We start from the raw sequence: 20364 nt of genomic DNA, 5'->3' as shown, positions 1-20364 counted from the left end.
ACAATAGCAAGAGTGAACCACCTGATCCCTTCCCGAACTCAGAAGTGAAACCTCTTAGCGCTGATGGTAGTGTGGCACTTGCCATGTGAGAGTAAGTCATCGCCAGCTTTTAAATTAGAAACACCCCTAACCTAACGGTTGGGGGTGTTTTTTTGCGCGTGGGGAAAACAAGTTGGTTTATTAAATTACATCTCTTTCGGCATATTTATCTCAGAGCAACCTTTATTTCCTTTAAGAAAAAAATTTATTTGTTAAAAGTCCTAACATAATTCTCGATTCTTACAAATAGTTTGATTGGCTTCACTTTAATTATCTTTACTTGAAAATAAACTATATTTACACAAAATCTATATTATGGTTACATTAGGCATATTTTTATAATGAAAAGTCTAATTCCATTTGGGGATTTGATCGGGGATAAAAAGGAATGATCATGAATAAAAAACAACTTACTTTAAAGTTGTCAGCGATTGCTGTATCTGTTTTATTAGCAAGTTGTGGTGGGGGAGGCGGTGGCTATTATGGTTCCAATAATAATAGTTCTTCGGGTGGAGACAATAATAACTCTTCTGGTGGAAATGGTGAGACTCCCGTTACAGCAGTAAATATAGGAACTATCTCTTTAACTGATTCTAATGGCAATCCAGTTACGACAATTACAAATCAAGGGGTAACAGCTCAGGTTGTCGTTAAAGATAATAATGGAAAAGGTATTAGTGGAGCTGTTGTAACTTTCACTGGTAGTAATATGGTGTTTGGTACTACAAATGCAACAGCACTTACGAATGCGGAAGGCGTCGCTACAATTTCTATAATACCTACCGATCCGACGGTCACAGGGGTATACGTTTTATCGGCAACAGCTGTCTATAATAATGTAACCTCTACACCTGCTAATTTAAATATTGTTTTTTCTAAACAAGACGTTGTAATTTCTAATATGCTTGCGGCTAGTTCAACTCTTGAATCTGGTGGATCAACACTATTAAGTTTAGTCACACAAGACTCCAAAGGTAATTATCAAAATAATGTACCAGTTAACTTTACTGCTGATTGTGGAAGTTTTAGTAATAGTAATGTAACGTCATCTAATCAGGGAAATATTGCAACAACATACTATGCTTTTGATTCGAAAGGCAACTTATGTGATGGCAATCAACAGATCAGAGCGACAACCTCGACAGGAGTAACCAGTAGTATTTCTGTTTCAATCGCTCGGGCTCTGGCAACTTCAGTCATCTATACGACAAAAGATCCTGTGCAATTAGGAATTAATTCAAGTGGTTCATCTTCCTCTGGACAAATTGAATTTACAGTTTATTCAAATGGTACCGTACTTAAAAATCAAGATGTTACCGTGAGTCTAGAGAAAGCTCCTACGGACTTAAACTTTATTCGATTAGGCAATCGTACAGCTCAAACTATTAAAAGTGATAGTGAGGGTAAAGTAATCGTAACAGTCTATCCCGGTAATATTCCTGGCCCTGTTGAGATTAAAGCAAGCTTATCGAATGGTCTAAGTGCATTATCTAAAAATGTCACAGTGACCACTGGACGAGCTACACAGAAGAGTTTTAGTTTATCTACAAGTAAGCAATCTTTACAATCAGATAAAGATGGAGATATCGCCAGCATTACCGCAATGTTAGCAGACCGGAATTCTAATAGTGTTCCAGATGGTACAGTGGTCAATTTTGTTGCTGAGGGCGGGAAAGTTGACGGTAGTTGTAAAACAGTTGATGGTCAATGTAGTGTTAATTTGCGTACGCAGAATCCTCGGCCTGCGAATGGACGTGTGACCGTGCTGGCTTATGTAGAAGGTGATAAATCATATACGGATAAAGATGGGGATGGTGTTTATACGCCAATCAGCGCTGGCGGAATTGATACACTTGACAATAATATTGGTAATTTTTTCCGTGATGATAATGAAAATGCTACTTATGATAGTGGCAATGGAGAATTTCTTTATAAGCGTGTTGCCGCACCCTATAGCACCAACCTCTGTACAATATCCTCAGTTTTCCAACCTAATATTCCATACACTTGTGATGATCAGCTAGCAACGACTTTACGTCAACAAATGATTTTCTCTTTTGCTTCTGATACACCAACATTTATTAATAATTATGGAATAAGTGGTAATTTAATTACTTCAGATTCATTTGGATTCCAAGTCTTTGGTAATAGTATGTTAACTGTTCCAATGCCATCTGGTACAACTATTGGGGTCTCAACTGAAGATAATACCGATGTCAATAATTTATCGTGTACTGCTAAGATTGTTAAAGGTGATAATCCGGTACCAAGTGTAATGAACTTAGAATCCCCTAGCTCTTTTAGTAATAGTACGGTTACAAAATATGGTGCAGAGCTGAAAGGTTGTGCAGCAGGAGATAGAATCTTAGTAACAATCACAGCCCCGAATAAAGTAACATCATTCAGATTTACACGTTAATTAGCATGAGTAGAGAACAGCACTTCGGTGCTGTTTTTTTATAATGCTGTTCCTACACTCACTGAGGCAGTTGGACGAACTTGCATTGAGCTACAAGCGGAAACAGCGAAAAGGCATAACAGGATAACAGCAAGTTTGGACATGGTTCTTCATCTTATGAAAAAGAACCATCTTCATATAAATCGAAAGATTTAACTATTTTGATCGGGTAATGAAATGTAATGAATTTAATCGTCCAGTAGATCCATCTGTTTGGCTAACTGATATAAATTATTCGAACGGTTCCCTGTGCGGCAGAACATCAAAATCGGTTTTGGCAGTTCATTATAATGATTTGCAAAAGTACGCACGTCCAGTTCAGTAATCTGACCCGCCACAACAGGCTGATAGACATAATCCAGACCTGCACTGCGAGCAGACTCTTCAATCTGTGCACTGGTCGGCTGATCAGGCCCACCTTCCATATCAGGACGGTTATTAATAATCGATTTGAAACCTTTTTCAACAACCTGAGCTACATGCTCCGGGCCGATTTGACCTGCAAAACCTATATTTTCTGACATCTTGTCACTCCAAAATCAAACAAAACATTTTATGCTCTATCTATCATAGCATTAAGCTCGATCTTGGGTTTAAATGTCTATATTAAATAAACGATGATAACGAATAAGATACGCAATGGAGCGCGCATGCATACTTATACAGTTGAGCCGTTGTATGTTACGAGTGGTGATGAAACCATCGCTGCCGACTTCTATCTTCCGAAAACAAATATCAAACCTGCTGTGATTGTGATGGCGCATGGATTTGCCGGATTGCGTCAATTTAAGTTGGTTCAGTATGCACAGCGTTTTGCCCATGCCGGCTATGCCGTGATTTTGTTCGACTATCGTTATTGGGGCGGCAGTACCGGTAAACCGCGTGAACTGGTATCGCTCAGTGCCCAGCTTGATGATTGGAAGAGCGTGATTCAATATGCCTCTAACTGTAAGTCGATTGATAGCCGACGGATTATTTTGTGGGGTACATCACTCAGTGGTGGCTATGCACTGAGTTTGGCGACGGATCTGAAAAATATTCAGGCAGTGATGGTACAAGTGCCTTATGTTGACGGGGCAGAAACAGCCAAGCTATATCCATTGCAACGTTATCCAGAAGCATTGAAACGTTCCAGTCAGGACTATATGGGCTCCAAGATGGGCTTGGCGCCTAAAACCTTACCCGTAGTCGATCAATATAAACTCTGTTTCTTACCGACCTCAGATAGTTATTACGGTTATCATTCGATTGTAAATCCTGATTATTACTGGAGTGGCGAAGTGCCTGCACGGGTGTTTTTTAATCTGATGCGTTACCGGCCGATCCAGTTTGTACGTAAGATTAATATTCCGGTGTTATTTATTGCGGCTAAATATGACAGCCTGATTCCGATTGCCTCAAGTCGTGAAGCCGCCACCAATATTGCGCCATTTGTGAGCTATCATGAGTGGGAAATGAAGCATTTCGATATTTATCACGATTCTTGGTTTGAAAAAGCAGTCACAACCCAATTAGAATTTTTACATCAACATATCGGAGTGATGTAAATGATTATTGTCTGTGCATCATGTGGTGCAAAAAATCGTGTACCTGAAGAAAAACTGGCGGTTCATCCCAATTGCGGTCAATGTCATCAAGCATTGCTGCCTTTAGAACCGATTGAGCTGAATGAACAAAACTTTAGCAATTTCATTAGCAATAGTGATTTGCCTGTGCTGATTGACCTATGGGCAGAATGGTGTGGTCCATGTAAAATGATGGCGCCACATTTTGCTCAGGTCGCCAAGCAAAATCCTTACGTTGTTTTTGCCAAAATCGATACGGAAGCAAACCCGCGTTTGAGCGCTGCATTTAATGTCCGCAGTATCCCAACCCTGGTTCTCATGAACAAAACCACCGAAGTGGCGAGAATCAGTGGCGCATTACGTGCACCTGAACTGCAACAGTGGCTAGACCAGCAATTACAGCAACAGCAAGGAAATTAACATGAGCGAACGCCCAAAGCATCCTGAAGGGATCTTATCTCTACAAAATATTGCCATGCCAGCGGATACCAACTGGAGTGGTGATGTTTTTGGAGGCTGGATTGTTTCCCAGATGGATCTGGCTGGAGCGATTCATGTTGAACGTTTTAGTAAAGGACGTTGTGCGACGATTGCCATTAATCAGATGACTTTCCTCGTGCCTGTAAAAGTGGGTAATGTGATTAGCTGCTATACCAAGATTCTAAAAGTCGGTAGCAGCTCGGTACAGGTTCAAATCGAAGTGTGGAACAGTCACGATGATTCACGTGAACCTGTACGGATTACCGAAGGCGTATTTACCTTTGTTGCGGTGGATGTAAATGGAAATAAACGTTTAATTACAGATGAAATTAAACAGTCTTTTCTAGCTTCACAGTCAGCTTAAATGATCCGTTTTGATATCTGCACTTACTAGAACTGATGATGATGTTTTAACACTACTTTTTTAATCGAGAATATACAGATGGCTGAAGAACTGGTTTTACAACAGGGCCACAAGGTTGAGCAATATCAAAGTATCCTGCCACAGATTCAGGCCATTGTTGAAGATGAGGCTGATGTGATCGCGAATCTGGCTAATATCTGTGCGGCACTCAGACAGCAATTTGGCTGGTTCTGGATTGGCTTTTATCTAGTGAAAGGAAATGAGCTGGTATTAGGCCCTTTTCAGGGTCCCATTGCCTGTACCCGTATTGCCAAAGGGCGTGGTGTGTGTGGTTCTGCTTGGCAACAACAGCAAGTAATTGTGGTGCCTGATGTGGATCAGTTTCCTGGGCATATTGCCTGTAGCTCTGACTCTAAATCGGAAATTGTGTTACCCATCATGAAAAATGGTGAGTGTGTCGGCGTGCTGGATATTGACAGTGATGAACTGAATCAGTTTGATGAGGTTGATGCTGAACATCTCCAGCAATTGATGGCAATGATTGAAAAATTTATCTAAGCCTAAATTATAAAAAGCCCACATGATGTTGGGCTTTTTTTTATATGTACTTTGATTAGAACATGGTATTGGTATTTTTGCTGTTCTCTGGAATGTTCTGTATCACATCCCAGTGCTCTACAATTTTGCCATGTTCAACCCGGAATATATCTATAATGGCTCGGCCCCGGTCAGTGTCATTTTCAGTCGAATGCACATGCAGGACGACTAAATCTCCTTCAGCAATGGCTTTCTTGATGACATTCTTTGCCTGAGGATGATGACTAAATTTTTGCGTAAAGAAGTTTACAAAAGGCGCCTTACCATCAGGTACATTCGGATTGTGCTGAATATACTGATTCCCAATATAACGATCCGCGTATTGTTTGACCTGATGTTTCAGGAAAACACCTTCATAAAAATCGGTGACAATTTTCTTGTTTTGTTCAGCTACAGACTTTGTGTGCTTTGCGGGCACAGAAATGCGAGAAGAGGCATCAGCAGCAAAGACTTGACCTGGGTAAAATGCTAGATTGAGCAGGACAAATACATGGGAAAGAAGCAATGTTTTTTTCATTTTTAGCATCAGAACACAAACTGAGATGCTTGTATCCTGATACTAATGATGAACTTGGAGTAGTCTAGACCCGTTATTATTTTTTACGTTTTGGTAACCAGGCCCAAAGCATCTGGCACTGGATCGGTTCATTACCAGAATCATCAATCACGGTCACAGGAATCAATAACTCGCCTTTTTCATTTTCAGCAATAAACTTTTGCAAATCTGCCGATAAGCTCGCTGTTGCAGTTAAACCACCTTGTGCGACTTTTAAATAATCTACATGCAGTGATTTGATCAACAGAATACGATCATCCGGAACATGTAAACCCGTTAAAAAGCCCGTTGCAGTTTCTGCAAGTAATGCCATTGCGGCAGCATGAACTCCTTTAATATGGTTCTGCATATTGCGCTGGTTTTCAATACGAACAGTCACGTGGTCTTTATCCACTTCCAAATAGCGGATATTGGCCGTGCCGACCATAGGAACAACACGACCAAACGCTTTGCTCCAGAGCGTGCTACGAATGCCTTTTGCAAATTTAGAGGTGGTTTTAACCAGCTTATAAAGACGGTTATCTTTTGCCATGATGAACCTATTACTTAATCTTTGAAGTTATTAAATTGCAGTGGCAGACCAAATTGTTGTTCACGTAAAAAGTTCATCACTTGTTGCAAAGTATCGCGCTTTTTATCCGTGACACGGATTTTGTCTCCTTGGATAGAAGATTGCGCCTTGATGCCACTTTCTTTAATGGCTTTATTAATTTTTTTTGCGGTATCTGAGTCAAGTCCGTCTTTAAGCTTGATCACTTGCACCACATTTTTACCTGAAGCGGTCGCCTTTTGTGGATCGAGTGCCTGTACGTCAACTTTACGTTTATAGAAATGGTTTTCCAGCATGGTATAGACTTGTTCACACTGGAAATCACTTTCAGTTGAGATTTTGATTTCTTTATTTTTTTCATTTAGCTCAATTGAAACATCCTGCCCACGGAAGTCAAAACGTGTAGCAATTTCTTTTTGCGTGTTTTGCACCGCATGATTGACTTCAAATAACTCTAATTCAGAAACAATATCAAAAGAAGGCATAGTTAGACCTTTACAAAGGGAAAGAATATTTGAGATGCTAAGGGGGTTTTCTTCATTTGCCAAGTGTTGTTTACATCAAAGGAGTGCACAATGATCCGTAAACAAGAAATTACAACATTTGAGTTCCCAGAAGGCGCAGTCATTTGGGATGTCCGAGATACCAAAGCGTATACAGAGGCTCATGTCAAAGGGGCGGTGAATCGTCCAATTGCTGAATTAACTGCGGATAGTTTGACTCAAGTGGCAGCGGATCAACCGATTTACATTCTGTGTGGTGGCGGTAGTAAAGCACCGCGCGCAGCAGAGCTTTTAGACGGTATTGATAGTTCTCGTGAGTATGTTGTATTGATGGGTGGCACACGCGCAGCACGTGATGCAGGCTTAGCTTTGGAACAAGGCGCTTAAAACACTCAAAAATTTGCCAAAATACTTGGGTATTTTGGCAAATTCAAAAATAATAAAGATTCAAACGTCCAAATACTTAACCTGAATAATACGGTTTTTTAGCTTTTACTTTCTTCTGGAAGCGTTGCGGATTCAATTTATCCAGTAACGGTTGTGGAACCGGACACAGTTCACCCAAGATCAATGCCGCCAGAATCTCGCTACATAGTGGCGCAAACAAGAATCCTTTCGATCCTAAACCAGCAAAGCTATAGTTTTGCTCATGGTTGTGGACTTTGCCGACCAAAGGAAAGTAATCCAGACTCTGGGCACGGACAGCGGCCCGACCTTGCCAATGCTCTAGAGCAGGCAACTGTTGTGCATATTCAGGGAACACATTGTGGATAAGTTCGTAGTTATGCACATGGTCTTCAGCCAAGACTTTGGCATCGTCCCGATTGGGGTAAAAAGACGCGCCGAGAATTAACTGTGAGGCATCCAGTTGCATGCAATAGCCGCCATAACTATAGGCCTGATCCAGCGCTAAAGGCAGCTGGCTATTCTCAACCCAGCTGACTTGTCCCCGAATGGGCTTTAAAACCGGGTAGTTTTCAAACAGTTCCGCACTTTGTCTGGCGCAACAGACAATAACATGATCTGCCGTGGCGATCCGTTGTTGCTCCTGCCAAAGTTCAGTTTGTGATCCGACTGAGTTTAAGCGGGAAATTCTGGCTGTTTTTATGCTGATATTCGGATGCTGCAAGATTTCATCGCGTAACTGGTGTGGAGAAACTGCACCTGCATGATGTAGTGTCAAATTCGGCAAGTCTGTATGCGGGAATTGGTGCTGTTCTGATTGTGCTGATAAAACACCTTCAGGATATTGTTCTGCCAAAGCCAGTAATTCATCTGCATTCTTCAATGCCAATTGCTGGACCTGAATTGGCCTAAAAGCCTTAAAACGCGCATAAAAGTTGAGCGCATGCTGCCAGCTTAAGGTCATCAGATGTTCAGGTGCCTGATCAATCGGGCATAGTTTGGGGTTGAGCAGCGCCAGTGGATTGCCAGAAGCACCTGCAAGCGGCTCATTTTGCTCGTATACGGTGACTTGATGACCACGTTGAGCAAATGCCCAGGCTGAGCTTAAACCTGCGATTCCAGCGCCAATAATCGCGATCTGGCGAGGTCCGGTGTTTAATCGGCTTGTATTTGCTTCGGTTTCGGTGGCAGGGTGCTGTTCCGAATTTATTGAGCCTGTTTCAGGTGTTGCAATGTCCAGCCAGATTGCCTTGAGCATTTCCCGTTTATGTCCAAAACCTCGTGGACGGCTAATCTGGATGCCATGCTGTTTCAGCCCGCGTTTTAGTACTCCAGCCACACTAAAGGATGCGAAGGTGGTTCCGAACTCGGACAAACGCACGATGTGATTCAGCACATTTTCTTGCCACATATCCGGGTTGCAGGAGGGGGCGAAGCCATCCAGAAACCAGGCATTGACCGCTTGTGTTTTGGGTATGACGGGGAAGATATCCTGTGCATCACCCAGCCATAAATCAATACTGAAACGTTGTTCTGGAAAACTGAGACGGTGACAGCCTGCAATCGGCAGGGGATATTGCTGAATCAGCTGTTCGGCCAGTGGCTTTAGCTCAGGCCAAACATTCAGTGCGCGAATCAGGTCTGCTTTACTGAGGGGAAACTTTTCTACACTGATAGCATGCAGATGGCTATGGTTATCTGGACGTACCTGTTGCCAGAGTTGCCACAGGGTCAAAATATTCAGCCCTGTGCCAAAACCAGTTTCTCCCACACAGAAGTATTGATAATCACTCAGTTGCGCAAGACGTTCAGTTAAATCATTACCGTTTAAAAACACATGGCGTGTTTCAAGTAAACCGTTAGCTTTGGAAAAGTAGACATCGCCAAATTGCTTGGAAATAGGAATCTCGATACCATCGACCCATTCCCAGTCCAGATCAGCGGTTTGTAGTTTTGATGAGAGAGACATAAATAAAGATGTTGATTTTACCACTGACGACGGCGTTTAGTGTAAACATAACTGGCAATAAAGAAACCGAGAATCACACCGACCGCAATGGTCATGGCGCCGTATAAAAACATTTGTGCACTACGTTCACTTTGCAACACCTGAACCTGAACCGTTAAATTGTCATTTTTTAACTGTAGTTCCTGATTCTGTGCCAGTGCTTCAAGATTGGCATGCTCAAGTTGCTTCAAACGGCTGGCCTGATCCTGAATCATGGCTTTGACTTTAGCATCTTGCTGTTGTTTGGCTTTAACAATCTGTTCAGCCGTCAGCGGTTTAGCCGCAGTGGCAGGTGTGGCGGTGGTGATTTTAGCTGGTGTCGCTGGAGCGACTGCTGTTGGAGCAACAGTCGGTGTAGCAGGTTCTACCGCCCATGCACTAGAACTGAGTAAACTTAAAATGAAAAAGCTTTTGACTGCAATGTGCATGATTTACCCTTTTGGAAAAGCTTTGTTGAACGGTCTAACCTCAATATCTGAGTAGATCCCTTCTTTTAAAAATGGCTCTTCCTGAATCCAGGCATCCAGTGCTTCGCGACTCTCAAATTCAACAATCATGGTACTGCCAAAAAAGCCTGCCTGTGCATCATTGGGATCTTTAGGGTGCGCACCAGCAGCAATTAAACGACCTTCATCATCTAACTTTTGTAGACGTTCAATATGTTGTGGACGGGTGGCTAAACGTTTTTCCAGAGTACCTTCGCGATCAGTACAGGTCAGCACAAAATATGGCATGGCAGTAGCTCGATGATTTAAAATCTATTCAGTGGTTTTGAAATGTTTTCGTAAGAAAAACAGTATAGCAGCAAGGTAACTCAGAGAAACGATAATATCGCCAAAAGCCGTGAATTCGCCCCAATATTTTCCTTGCATATAGACAAAACCAAAGAAGAAATGCAAAGCAGCAAGCAAAAAGAATTGACCGCACCAGGCCCAGTTCAATTTGATCCAGCCTCTAGGGCTCAGCTCTAACATTGAACCTAACAGTTTCTGGATAATTGGCATGCGTTCTTTATTAAATAAAGGCGTCACTAAAAAGCCCAGACCAATCCCGATATTGATAATAATCGCCTTCATTTTGATGTAGGTGACATCGCTAAAAATCAGCGTGATGCCTCCAAAAATGACCGACATGAGCACAATAAACCACTGCATTTTTTCCAGCTTGAATTTCTGGAAAAAGAACAGGCAACCATAGACCACAAGCGTCGAGATCAGCAGGGCACAGGTCGCCACCAGAATATGGTTCTGGTCGGTATTTCCTGCGCTGCCCACCAACTGCAACAAGGGATGATGACTATCTTTAGGATCGGTGGTTTTATAAAAATAAAAGAAGATAATAATCGGAAGATAGTCGAGCAACGCTTTCATGTTACAGTACGATGATGAAATAGGTCAGATAGCATAATACAAACCATGTTCGGTGTCGATTTACATACCCATACGCTCATTTCCGACGGTACCTTCTCTCCTGAGCAACTGGTACAGGCTGCTGTTGACTTAAAAATACAGATACTGGCCGTGACTGACCATGACACCATGGATGGGCTGGAACGGGCGCAAAATTATGCACAAGATCATGATATTCAAATTATTTCTGGCGTAGAAGTTTCCAGTCAGTGGTCGAGACCCAATACCAAAAAGAGCTACGGTGTGCATATCGTGGCTTTAAATATGCAAGATGAAGCACCGATCAGGGCCATGCTGGAAAATCAGAAAAAAATCCGTGCTGAACGGGCCAAAGTGATTTGTCAGCTCTTAGAAAAATGTATCGATTTTGATATTTATCCTGATGTGATTGCCCAAGTGGATGGGGAGGCAGATCGGGTGACTCGCACCCATATTGCCAAAGCCTTAGTCGAAAAGAATATTGTGAGTCGTCCGCAGCAGGCATTTGACCGTTTTCTGAAAGAAGGCAAGAAAGCCTTTGTCAAATTCGAAGGGGTGGGGCTGAAAGAAACCATCGAGATTATTCATGCCAGTGGCGGGTTGGCTGTTCTGGCTCACCCAACCCGTTATGATTTGTCGGCAACCAATATCCGTTACCTGATTGAACTCTTTGCTGTATCTGGGGGTGACGCCGTTGAGTTACCGCCGAGTATTGAGCCCGCTTCAACCCGACAGATGGTCGACCGGATGATTCAGCAATTTAATCTGGCGGTTTCAATTGGCAGTGATTTTCATGGCGACAATATGCCATGGATTAAACTGGGACAAACGCCGCGAGTCAATCAAGGGCAGAGCGGAATTTGGGAACGTTTTCGATAAGTGGAACAATGAAAAAATTACAACTTTGCTTCATTGTTGTCTTATTCCTGATTGTTTTATGGAGCATTCAATGGATGTTTCATGGTTTTGCAGGACTTTAAATCAACTTAGATTTTAATTTGCCAATCAGCGTGTTGCTGGAAGTAATCGCTTAAATAATCTAAAAAGCATTGCACCTTCGGCGGTATCAAGTCCCGATGCGGAAACACGGCATAAATTGCTGTGGCCTGCACGGGATAATCGGGGAGCACCTGTAGCAGTTTGCCGGTGTTTAAATCTTCCGCAACATGCCAGAGTGAATGATTGGAAATGCCTAAGCCCTGTAAGGCAGCCTGTCGAATGGCTTCACCCGAATTGCTACTAAAGTAACCTTCAACACGGATCTGTTCAGTTTCACCGGCTTTATTCAGAAAATGCCACTGGTCGGTTAAGCCATTGGCATGCTGTTGCAAAATACAGCGATGAGCTTTGAGATCAGATAAGCTTTCTGGAATCCCATATTGTTGCAGGTAAGCGGGTGATGCACACAGCAACCTGGGATTTGAGCTTAATTGTCTGGCAATCAGACTGGAGCTTTGTAACTGTCCGATCCGAATCGCCAGATCCATGCCCTGTTGAATTAAATCAATGTTTTGATCATTCAGGTCCAGATGAATGTTCAGTTCAGGATGTAACAGCGCGAATTTGGCAATCACAGGAATTAAGATCTTGGTCCCAAAGATTGCGGAAGCGGTCATGCGCAATGTCCCGGAAAGGATATGATCTTTGACTTTTAATGACTCATGTAAATTGACAAAATCAGCCAGCCAGCTACGCCCGTGGGTCAGCAAGGTGCGGCCTTCTTCTGTCAAGCTGAGTGTGCGGGTGGTACGATGAAATAAACGCAATTGTAGCTGTTGTTCCAGGCGTTGCAGTTTCTGGCTGGCGACTGACACGGAAATATTGGCATCTTGCGCGGCTTTGCTGATCGAACCCAAGTCTGCAACCCGAATAAAAAACTGGAAATCTTCGGTATTCATTATCAATAAAACCAGAAAAGTATTTCCTGATTATCGTGGTTTTTTTAATAAACCCCTAGCGCTATTTTAGCTCTTAAGCAACTACAGGTTTAAGAGAAGCATCATGAAATATCATTTTCTAGGAAACTCAGGATTAAAAGTCTCGGAATTAGGATTTGGCGCGGGTACTTTAGGCGGGCAGGGACAAATCTTTTCTGCCTGGGGGCAAGCCAGCCAGGCCGAGGCCAATCAAATGATTCAGGCGGCTCTGGATGCCGGGATCAATTACTTTGATACCGCAGATGTCTATTCGGATGGCGAGTCGGAGCGAATGCTTGGCAAGGCTTTGGCCTCGAAAAGACAGCAGGCAATTATTTCGACTAAGGTGGGTATTCGTAGCTCAGAGCATTTAAATGCTGCAGGATTTAGTCGGGACTATTTACTTTCCGCCGTAGAGCAATCGCTGACCCGACTCGGAACCGATTATATTGATGTATTGCAATTGCATCAGTTTGATAGTTTTACCGCATTACATCAATTGATGAAAACGCTGGATGAACTGGTACGCAGTGGTAAAGTCCGTTATATCGGCGTGTCCAATTTTGCTGGCTGGCAACTGATGAAAGCTCAGGCCATTGCAGAACAATATGGTTATGAGAAGTTTGTGGTCAATCAGGTCTATTATTCTTTAATTGGCCGTGATTATGAGTGGGAGCTGATGCCTTTGAATGACGATCAACAGATCGGTGCAGTGGTGTGGAGCCCTTTGGGCTGGGGACGCTTAACCGGTAAATTTGATCGGGAAAATCCGATTCCGGCCCAGAGCCGTTTGCATGATACGGCACAGTTTGCACCGCCTGTGAACGAGGCACATCTTTATCAGGTCATTGATGCACTCAAACAGATTGCAATCGAAACGGGTTATTCCATTCCCCAAATTGCCTTGAACTGGCTGTTACAGCGTCCAACCGTTTCCAGTGTCTTGATTGGTGCCCGTAATCAGATGCAACTGCAAGAAAACCTCAAAGCAAAAGATCTTCAGTTATCGACTGAGCATCGGGTGCAGTTAGATCAGGCCAGTGCGATTTATCCACCCTATCCTTATTATCCGTACTGGAATGGACAGTTCACTGAACGCTTCAAGTCTCTGGTACCCTCACAGTTTGTTTAGGCGTTTGATTTATCATCCGAATAAAAATGCCCTCATTGGAGGGCATTGAAATTAAAGCAGGTTGTGATCTTGGGCCTGAATTGGCGGTGGCGTCGGGCGGCCCAAAGTGCCGAGTAATTCGATCTCAATCGAGCGAACCATGGCATCAAGCGGTAGATCGTTACTTTGTGTGCCAAAAGGTTCTTCAATTTCAGTACTTAAGGCATCCAGACCAAGAAAGGTATAGGCTAGAATCCCCACCAGTAACGGGGTGGCCAAACCTAATAAGGAACCTAAGCTGAAAGGCAACATAAAGCAGAAGAAATACACAGTTCGATTCAGCAACACCGAATAGGCGAAGGGAATTGGCGTGTTGGCAATACGGTCACAACCGGTTTGCATTTCGCTTAAAGCCGCCACATGACGGTTCATCTGGGTATAGATAATATCCGAGATTTCACCCTCTTTCATGGCCTGTAACAGTTCCCACTGGATCAGGCTCAGCGTGTATTGCGGAGCATTGTGCTGTTGGTAAAGCTGGGTCAGCGCCTGTTGGCTCAAGCCGCTGGTTTCCGTCAATTCGGTCGGATTTGCGGTTTGATGGCGCAAACGGTCACGCAAAACATTGGCAAAGACAATCACATTTTGAATGATACGTTCCCGGCGGGCTTGGGTTAGAACACGACAGTCCCGATCAAAATGACGGGCCGTGGCAATCAGAACACCCCAGAGTTTACGGGCTTCCCACCAACGGTCATAACAGGCGGTATTTTTAAATCCCAGAAAAATCGACAGGACCACACCGATCAGGGTAAAGCCAACCAATGGAATTTCAGGGAAACGGTAAAGGCCGACATATTCAACACCACCAATAATGGCAGAGATCAGCATTACGAAGCCGAGTGAAGGTAAAATTTTGGGTAGAATCGTCCCACGCCATGAGAATAAAACTTTAAAAATACTCGGCTGGTCACGGACAATCATGTTATATGAATCATTAATTTTATGTGTTGATGTTCAGGCCAGATTCAGGCTTTGTCAAGACCAGATTGCCTGATTGGGGCAGGGTTGAGTAGTTGTTGTTCAGAAAAGGAAAAATGTCCTTCAGGCGAAATAATAAAGTGATCGATCAGGTGGATTTCCAGCAGTTTACAGGCCTGTTTTAACTGCTGGGTCAGATAAATATCTTCGGGGGACGGTTGGGCAATTCCATAGGGATGATTATGGGCCACCACAATCTGACAGGCTTGCTGTTGTAAGGCATAGCGTAAGGTCTGGTTGAGTGAAACAGTGTAGGAATGATGCGAGCCAAAAAACAGTTTTTTGAAATGCAATTTTCTCAACTCTGCATCGAGGCAGAGTACCGCAAAGACTTCCTGCTTTTCTCCCAACAGTTCATAACGTAAATAGTCGAGCACCAGCGTAGAGGTATCCAGACAAAGTCGTTGCTGATGGAAATGATTATTCAGATAACGTCGCCCCAGTTCTTTGACTGCCATGAGCTGGGCATACTTGGTCGCAGCAATGCCATTAAATTGTGATAAGTCCTCAAGATTGGCATCAAATATCAAGTTAAGTCCGCCAAAGTGTTGAATCAAAATACGTGCCAACTCCACCGCAGAGTGCTGTTTCGAGCCCGAACGAAGAAAAATCGCCAACAGTTCGGCATCAGATAAGCTTTGTGCACCTTGAGATAAAAGTCGTTCTCTAGGACGTTCTTGTTCGGGCCAGGTTTTTATTGATTGATTCAATGCTTATTTTTCCCTTTGATTTTATTGTGATTATTATTTTTTTAGGCAAAAAGAAGTGCCAGGCGTTGCCTTTTGATTTTTGCCAGACCAATAATATTCTCTACCGTCAGTTCCACTGAAATGTTGAGGGTGCCACTTGGGTATCCACTTATTTAATGCTATTGTGAGCGCCACTGCAACAGTAAGGTATCCTGTTTGTGAGCTTCGATCTAAGTGTTATTCCCCATAAAAACATTATATTAGCGGTTACAGGTGGTATTGCTGCCTATAAAAGTGCCATCTTGGTCCGCCGTTTAAAAGATTTCGGTTTTGATGTCCGTGTGGTCATGACACATGGCGCGCAAGCATTTATTACCCCTCTTACTTTTCAGGCGCTGTCTGGAAATCCGGTGCATACCGAACTGCTTGATCCTGAAGCCGAAGCTGGTATGGGACATATTGAATTGGCACGTTGGGCCGATCTGGTTCTGGTTGCACCTGCCAGCTGTGACAGCATCGCAAAATTTGCCAATGGTTTGGCGGATGACTTGCTCAGTACGCTCTATCTGGCAACCAAAGCACCGGTCTGGGTGGCACCAGCCATGAACCAGCAGATGTGGGCGGCGAAAGCGACACAACGCAATCTGCAAACGCTGGTAGTAGATGGCGTGCATGTGATCATGCCAGATGCTGGTGAACAGGCCTGTGGTGATGTGGGGCTGGGCCGTATGCCTGAGCCTGAAGATTTGGCCCGTCAGGTTGCGGCCTATTTCCATAAGGCACAACGTGCGCTCGCTGAAAAATTTGGCCTGTTGGCTGGAAAGCGCGTCACCATTACTGCAGGGCCGACCCGTGAAGCGATTGATCCGGTACGTTATATTTCAAACCATAGTACCGGTAAAATGGGCTTTGCACTGGCAGCTGCCTGCTATGCCGCAGGGGCAAAAGTGACGTTGGTCGCTGGACCTGTTAGTTTGGATACGCCGAATGGTGTACAACGCATTAATGTCAGTTCAGCCATGCAGATGCTGGATGTCAGTATGAACCAGCTGAAAGAAGGGTGTGACATCTTCATTGCAACGGCGGCTGTAGCGGACTATCGTGTGGCACAGGTTGCAGAACATAAGATTAAAAAAGCAGGTGATGAACTTGCAGTCGCATTAGTGAAAAACCCGGACATTGTGGCGACCATTGCCCAGCAGGAAGAGCGTCCATTTATGGTCGGCTTTGCCGCTGAAACGCAAAACGTAGAAGAATATGCGGCAGGTAAACTGGTGGCGAAAAAACTGGATATGATTGCCTGTAATGATGTATCACGTCCTGACATCGGTTTTGCTTCAGATCAAAATGCCATGACCGTGTTCTTCGCCCAGTCTTATCATATGAAAAAGCGTGAGCTGGAAAAAGCATCGAAACAGGAGATTTCACAGCAACTGGTTGAATCTATTGCTGATGCTTTACGCCGTCGTTTATAAACGAGAGAAGCAATCTTTTTTATTAAAATGCAACGATTTCGTTGCATTTTTTATGTATGCTAAATCAGCAATCTGCTTTGTACCCTGGATGTCAGCGACAAAGTTTTTTGCATATGACAAATAAAACATAGCCACAGTTTTTGATAGGATATCCTGATGATTAAAAAAACTTTAGCCACCGTTGTGATGTTATCCGCTTTTACATTCAGCCATACGGCAATGGCTGCGGGTTTAGAAGATGACATGAAAACGCTGGGCAAGAATTACAAAGCGTTTAATCAAGCCGACAATGCACAGGCTGCCACAGCCGCGTTAAATAATATGCGTACTGCTGCGGTACATTCGAAACAATATAACCTGGCTGCAAATACACAGGCGAAAGTTCCTGCTTCAACAGCGTTATTTGACCAGATTGTCGGGGAAATTGATAAGGCCAAATTACTGGTACAAGCCGGTAAACTGGATGACGCCAAAAAACAGGGTAAAAAGATTGCGGAATTACGTGATCAGGGGCATAAGTATTACACCCACTGATTGATTAGTGATGGGTGATAACCTGATGGGGCTGTACTTAAACAAGTGCAGCTTTTTTGTTGGAATTTGAGACCGTAAAACGACCGGGTTGAGACTGAGCATGATTCAGATTTTCACTGGGTGGCAAAGTTGCTACAGTGAAAACAAGAATGATGAGAGGTGATGATATGTCCTCACAACAACGTAATTATGAGCGTATTGCCCAAGCGATTCAGTACATCCAGCAGAACTTTCAGCAACAACCACAACTGGATGAAGTCGCTGCGCACATTCACTTAAGTCCTGCCCATTTTCAGCGTTTATTTACCGATTGGGTCGGCACCAGTCCTAAAAAGTTTTTACAGTATATTAGTCTTGAACATGCCAAACGGATTTTGAAACAGGAACAGGGCAGTATTTTTGATGCCACCTTTGCCACAGGCCTGTCCAGTACCAGTCGCTTGCATGATCTGTTTATCCAGATTGAAGGCATGACGCCGGCTGAATATAAACATGGTGGCCAGAGTCTGACCATCCACTATCAATTTGCAGAGACCTTGTTTGGTGAAGTCCTGATTGCATCCACGCATAAAGGTATTTGTGCGCTCAGTTTTGTGGACAATCAGGTTGATGCGCTGATGCAGTTAAAGATGCAATTTCCTCAGGCTGCTTTTATTGAACAGGTTGATGCCTTTCAGCAAAGTGCTTTGGCTTTGTTTCAAAAAGACCAGCAACAATTGGCTGAAATTAAACTGCATTTGAAGGGCACCGAGTTTCAGCTCAAGGTGTGGCAAAGTCTACTTAAAATTCCGATGGGACAGCTTGCCACTTATGCTGAACTTGCCAGAGCCATTGAACATCCCAAAGCAGCACGGGCAGTAGGCACTGCGATAGGCAGTAATCCTGTGGCATTTCTGATTCCCTGTCATCGGGTGATTCAGTCCAGTGGCCTGTTTGGCGGCTATGAGTGGGGTAGCGTGCGGAAAACAGCAATCATTGGCTGGGAAGGTGTGCAAAGCCATGCCGCAATCTGAACAAGAGCAGATCCAGACGGTGATCGATAAGATTCAGGCTGCGGATTGGGAGCGGATCACAGAGCAAATCCACCATCAGGGCTTTGCCTTGATTGAGCAGGTATTATCGACCGAACAGTGCGAGCTGCTGCAACAGTTGTATCCGCAAGCAGAGCTGTATCGTAAAACGGTGGACATGCAACGCTATCGTTTTGGTCGAGGTGAATATAAATATTTTACTTATCCGTTGCCCAATCTGATTGAACAGCTACGCCATGAGGTCTATTCCCATCTGGTGCCGATCGCCAATGCATGGTTTAAGGTACTGAAGATAGCGCAAACATTCCCGGCTTCACATGCTGAGTTTTTACAGCGGTGTCATCAACAGGGGCAAACGCTGGCAACGCCACTGATTTTGAAATATGAGCAGGGCGGCTTTAATACACTTCATCAGGATTTATATGGTGAGGTGTATTTTCCTCTACAACTGGTGATTGTATTGAGTCAGCCGAATGTGGATTTTAGTGGCGGGGAACTGGTCTTTACCCAACAAAGCCCGAGAGCTCAATCCAAAGCCATGGTGATGCAGCCACAGCAAGGCGATCTGTTGATTTTCACCACGCAATTTAAGCCAGAAAAAGGCAGTCAGGGCTATTATCGGGTCAATATCAAGCACGGGATTAGTCCGATTCATCGAGGTGAACGTTATAGCCTCGGGATTATTTTCCATGATGCGGTGAGTTAATCTGATGTGGCGACATCTTGAATTAACACAGACCGAGTTACATCAGAAACTGAAACAGCAGGAAATTCGGTTGGCAGGTAATGCACAGCTTAAAATTTATGGCCGATTGACCTGTGCCTCGGGGAAGCGCATGCTGAAAAACAATCGGGTATTTTTCTTGAATGAAGATGAAGCGATAGCACAAGGCTATCGTCCTTGTGGACATTGTATGCGACAAGCCTATAAGAAGTGGAAAGATGCAACTATTTGATATTGAAGTTGATCCTGAACTGAATCATTTACCCTATGATGGCACGGTACAGTACTATGGCAAAGTGCTGCAGACCGCGGCGGCAGATTGTTATTTTGATCAACTAATGCAGACCATTGCATGGGAAAATGATCAGGCGCTGATCTTTGGAAAATTATTGACGACTAAACGCAAAGTGGCGTGGTATGGAGATCGGCGTTTTGAATATACCTATTCCAATATGAATAAATATGCCTTGCCGTGGACACAGGAATTAGTTGAACTAAAACAATTGGTCGAAGAGTTAACTGGTGAGACCTTTAATTCCTGTTTGCTGAATCTTTATCATTGTGGTGAAGAAGGGATGGCATGGCATAGTGATGCGGAAACGGATCTCAAAAAAGATGGGGCAATTGCGTCTTTGAGCTTTGGTGCAGAGCGGAAATTTGCTTTTAAACATAAACAGAGCAAAGAAAAAGTCGAGCTCTATTTAGAGCATGGCAGTTTATTGGTGATGAAAGATACCACCCAGAGTTATTGGTTGCACCGCTTGCCACCGACCAAAAAAGTCAGTACCGCACGGATTAATCTGACCTTTAGAACCATTGTGGCTTAAGCATAAAAAAAGGACTGAAAAATCAGTCCTTTTGCAGCTAATCCCTCCCAACCTCCCTTTTAAAAGGGAGGCGTTCCTCTTCTTTTATGAAGAGGAATATGGA

General features: G+C 43.7%; 24 protein-coding genes, 1 rRNA gene and 1 pseudogene. 15 read left to right on the top strand and 11 right to left on the bottom strand.

The genetic code is table 11. The annotated features are described in order from the left end of the window. Nucleotides 1–108, top strand: a 5S ribosomal RNA gene (rrf, locus tag MSG93_RS18350); the annotation flags it as partial. Between the two features lie 319 nt (nucleotides 109–427). Further along, nucleotides 428–563, top strand: a pseudogene (locus MSG93_RS19295) (hypothetical protein); the annotation flags it as partial. A gap of 2122 nt (nucleotides 564–2685) precedes the next feature. Here MSG93_RS19295 and MSG93_RS18340 read toward each other — a convergent pair. Further along, nucleotides 2686–3021, bottom strand: a complete 336-nt coding sequence (locus MSG93_RS18340; RefSeq protein ID WP_005228544.1) for a TIGR01244 family sulfur transferase — start codon at nucleotides 3019–3021, stop codon at nucleotides 2686–2688. A 126-nt stretch (nucleotides 3022–3147) separates the two neighbouring features. Here MSG93_RS18340 and MSG93_RS18335 point away from each other — a divergent pair, with 126 nt between their 5' ends. The 4 genes from MSG93_RS18335 to MSG93_RS18320 all read left to right on the top strand — a co-directional run bounded on the left by MSG93_RS18335 (nucleotide 3148) and on the right by MSG93_RS18320 (nucleotide 5464). Further along, entirely contained in the window at nucleotides 3148–4044 is an 897-nt protein-coding gene (locus MSG93_RS18335) for an alpha/beta hydrolase (RefSeq protein ID WP_005283197.1), read from the top strand. Next, nucleotides 4045–4482 (top strand): thioredoxin TrxC, encoded by a 438-nt coding sequence (gene trxC / locus MSG93_RS18330; RefSeq protein WP_005283202.1) that lies wholly within the window; start codon nucleotides 4045–4047, stop codon nucleotides 4480–4482. It begins immediately after the preceding gene. Nucleotide 4483: 1 nt separating this feature from the next. Then, complete coding sequence (locus MSG93_RS18325) at nucleotides 4484–4906, top strand: acyl-CoA thioesterase (RefSeq protein ID WP_004774422.1); 423 nt, start codon at nucleotides 4484–4486, stop codon at nucleotides 4904–4906. 78 nt (nucleotides 4907–4984) lie between these two features. After that, nucleotides 4985–5464 (top strand): GAF domain-containing protein, encoded by a 480-nt coding sequence (locus tag MSG93_RS18320; RefSeq protein ID WP_005228550.1) that lies wholly within the window; start codon nucleotides 4985–4987, stop codon nucleotides 5462–5464. A 55-nt stretch (nucleotides 5465–5519) separates the two neighbouring features. Here MSG93_RS18320 and MSG93_RS18315 read toward each other — a convergent pair whose 3' ends face one another. The 3 genes from MSG93_RS18315 to MSG93_RS18305 all read right to left on the bottom strand — a co-directional run bounded on the left by MSG93_RS18315 (nucleotide 5520) and on the right by MSG93_RS18305 (nucleotide 7094). Further along, on the bottom strand, nucleotides 5520–6029 hold the full coding sequence (locus MSG93_RS18315) for an ester cyclase (RefSeq protein WP_324622860.1): 510 nt from the start codon (nucleotides 6027–6029) through the stop codon (nucleotides 5520–5522). Nucleotides 6030–6096: 67 nt separating this feature from the next. Then, nucleotides 6097–6591 carry a DUF4442 domain-containing protein gene (locus MSG93_RS18310; RefSeq protein ID WP_324622859.1) on the bottom strand — a complete coding sequence of 165 codons (495 nt, stop codon included), beginning with the start codon at nucleotides 6589–6591 and terminating at the stop codon, nucleotides 6097–6099. 14 nt (nucleotides 6592–6605) lie between these two features. Next, nucleotides 6606–7094 carry a YajQ family cyclic di-GMP-binding protein gene (locus MSG93_RS18305; RefSeq protein WP_004774427.1) on the bottom strand — a complete coding sequence of 163 codons (489 nt, stop codon included), beginning with the start codon at nucleotides 7092–7094 and terminating at the stop codon, nucleotides 6606–6608. 90 nt (nucleotides 7095–7184) lie between these two features. Between MSG93_RS18305 and MSG93_RS18300 the strand changes: the two genes are divergently transcribed. After that, entirely contained in the window at nucleotides 7185–7499 is a 315-nt protein-coding gene (locus MSG93_RS18300; RefSeq protein WP_004774429.1) for a rhodanese-like domain-containing protein, read from the top strand. Nucleotides 7500–7575: 76 nt separating this feature from the next. Here the strand turns inward: MSG93_RS18300 and mnmC are convergent, their stop codons facing one another. From mnmC to MSG93_RS18280, 4 genes are read right to left on the bottom strand one after another with little or no spacing between them, the layout of a single operon-like run. Then, nucleotides 7576–9486, bottom strand: a complete 1911-nt coding sequence (gene mnmC / locus MSG93_RS18295) for an FAD-dependent 5-carboxymethylaminomethyl-2-thiouridine(34) oxidoreductase MnmC (protein WP_324622858.1) — start codon at nucleotides 9484–9486, stop codon at nucleotides 7576–7578. A 17-nt stretch (nucleotides 9487–9503) separates the two neighbouring features. Next, on the bottom strand, nucleotides 9504–9953 hold the full coding sequence (locus MSG93_RS18290; RefSeq protein WP_312050594.1) for a hypothetical protein: 450 nt from the start codon (nucleotides 9951–9953) through the stop codon (nucleotides 9504–9506). Nucleotides 9954–9956: 3 nt separating this feature from the next. Next, nucleotides 9957–10259 carry a YciI family protein gene (locus tag MSG93_RS18285; RefSeq protein ID WP_312050593.1) on the bottom strand — a complete coding sequence of 101 codons (303 nt, stop codon included), beginning with the start codon at nucleotides 10257–10259 and terminating at the stop codon, nucleotides 9957–9959. 24 nt (nucleotides 10260–10283) lie between these two features. Continuing rightward, nucleotides 10284–10895 (bottom strand): septation protein IspZ, encoded by a 612-nt coding sequence (locus MSG93_RS18280; protein WP_005228564.1) that lies wholly within the window; start codon nucleotides 10893–10895, stop codon nucleotides 10284–10286. A gap of 45 nt (nucleotides 10896–10940) precedes the next feature. Between MSG93_RS18280 and MSG93_RS18275 the strand changes: the two genes are divergently transcribed. Next, entirely contained in the window at nucleotides 10941–11792 is an 852-nt protein-coding gene (locus MSG93_RS18275) for a PHP domain-containing protein (RefSeq protein ID WP_262476641.1), read from the top strand. Nucleotides 11793–11899: 107 nt separating this feature from the next. Here the strand turns inward: MSG93_RS18275 and MSG93_RS18270 are convergent, their stop codons facing one another. Beyond that, entirely contained in the window at nucleotides 11900–12811 is a 912-nt protein-coding gene (locus MSG93_RS18270; protein ID WP_324622857.1) for a LysR family transcriptional regulator, read from the bottom strand. A gap of 103 nt (nucleotides 12812–12914) precedes the next feature. Here MSG93_RS18270 and MSG93_RS18265 point away from each other — a divergent pair, with 103 nt between their 5' ends. Continuing rightward, entirely contained in the window at nucleotides 12915–13961 is a 1047-nt protein-coding gene (locus tag MSG93_RS18265) for an aldo/keto reductase (protein ID WP_312050591.1), read from the top strand. 51 nt (nucleotides 13962–14012) lie between these two features. Here MSG93_RS18265 and MSG93_RS18260 read toward each other — a convergent pair whose 3' ends face one another. Further along, complete coding sequence (locus tag MSG93_RS18260) at nucleotides 14013–14924, bottom strand: bestrophin family protein (protein WP_005228572.1); 912 nt, start codon at nucleotides 14922–14924, stop codon at nucleotides 14013–14015. Between the two features lie 44 nt (nucleotides 14925–14968). After that, nucleotides 14969–15691 (bottom strand): RadC family protein, encoded by a 723-nt coding sequence (radC, locus tag MSG93_RS18255; protein WP_324622856.1) that lies wholly within the window; start codon nucleotides 15689–15691, stop codon nucleotides 14969–14971. A 197-nt stretch (nucleotides 15692–15888) separates the two neighbouring features. Here radC and coaBC point away from each other — a divergent pair, with 197 nt between their 5' ends. From coaBC to MSG93_RS18225, 6 genes are all read left to right on the top strand, one after another. Continuing rightward, nucleotides 15889–17145 (top strand): bifunctional phosphopantothenoylcysteine decarboxylase/phosphopantothenate--cysteine ligase CoaBC, encoded by a 1257-nt coding sequence (gene coaBC, locus MSG93_RS18250; RefSeq protein WP_324622855.1) that lies wholly within the window; start codon nucleotides 15889–15891, stop codon nucleotides 17143–17145. A gap of 156 nt (nucleotides 17146–17301) precedes the next feature. After that, nucleotides 17302–17679: a cytochrome b562 gene (locus tag MSG93_RS18245; protein ID WP_324622854.1), complete on the top strand. Its 378-nt coding sequence runs from the start codon at nucleotides 17302–17304 to the stop codon at nucleotides 17677–17679. A gap of 167 nt (nucleotides 17680–17846) precedes the next feature. After that, on the top strand, nucleotides 17847–18692 hold the full coding sequence (locus tag MSG93_RS18240) for a methylated-DNA--[protein]-cysteine S-methyltransferase (RefSeq protein WP_199950502.1): 846 nt from the start codon (nucleotides 17847–17849) through the stop codon (nucleotides 18690–18692). Then, on the top strand, nucleotides 18679–19416 hold the full coding sequence (locus MSG93_RS18235) for a 2OG-Fe(II) oxygenase (protein WP_312050590.1): 738 nt from the start codon (nucleotides 18679–18681) through the stop codon (nucleotides 19414–19416). The genes MSG93_RS18240 and MSG93_RS18235 overlap by 14 nt, the downstream gene beginning before the upstream one ends. Before the next feature lie 4 nt (nucleotides 19417–19420). Continuing rightward, nucleotides 19421–19666: an Ada metal-binding domain-containing protein gene (locus MSG93_RS18230; protein ID WP_312050589.1), complete on the top strand. Its 246-nt coding sequence runs from the start codon at nucleotides 19421–19423 to the stop codon at nucleotides 19664–19666. Further along, on the top strand, nucleotides 19653–20261 hold the full coding sequence (locus MSG93_RS18225) for an alpha-ketoglutarate-dependent dioxygenase AlkB family protein (protein WP_312050588.1): 609 nt from the start codon (nucleotides 19653–19655) through the stop codon (nucleotides 20259–20261). Before MSG93_RS18230 ends, MSG93_RS18225 begins: the two co-directional genes overlap by 14 nt. Nucleotides 20262–20364: the final 103 nt, after the last annotated feature.

Origin of the sequence: Acinetobacter sp. IK40, from assembly GCF_035615075.1 — a bacterium.
Classification (GTDB): Bacteria; Pseudomonadota; Gammaproteobacteria; order Pseudomonadales; family Moraxellaceae; genus Acinetobacter; species Acinetobacter courvalinii.
Note: the sequence above shows the minus strand (reverse complement) of the source record. Positions and strands in the feature narration are given on the sequence as shown.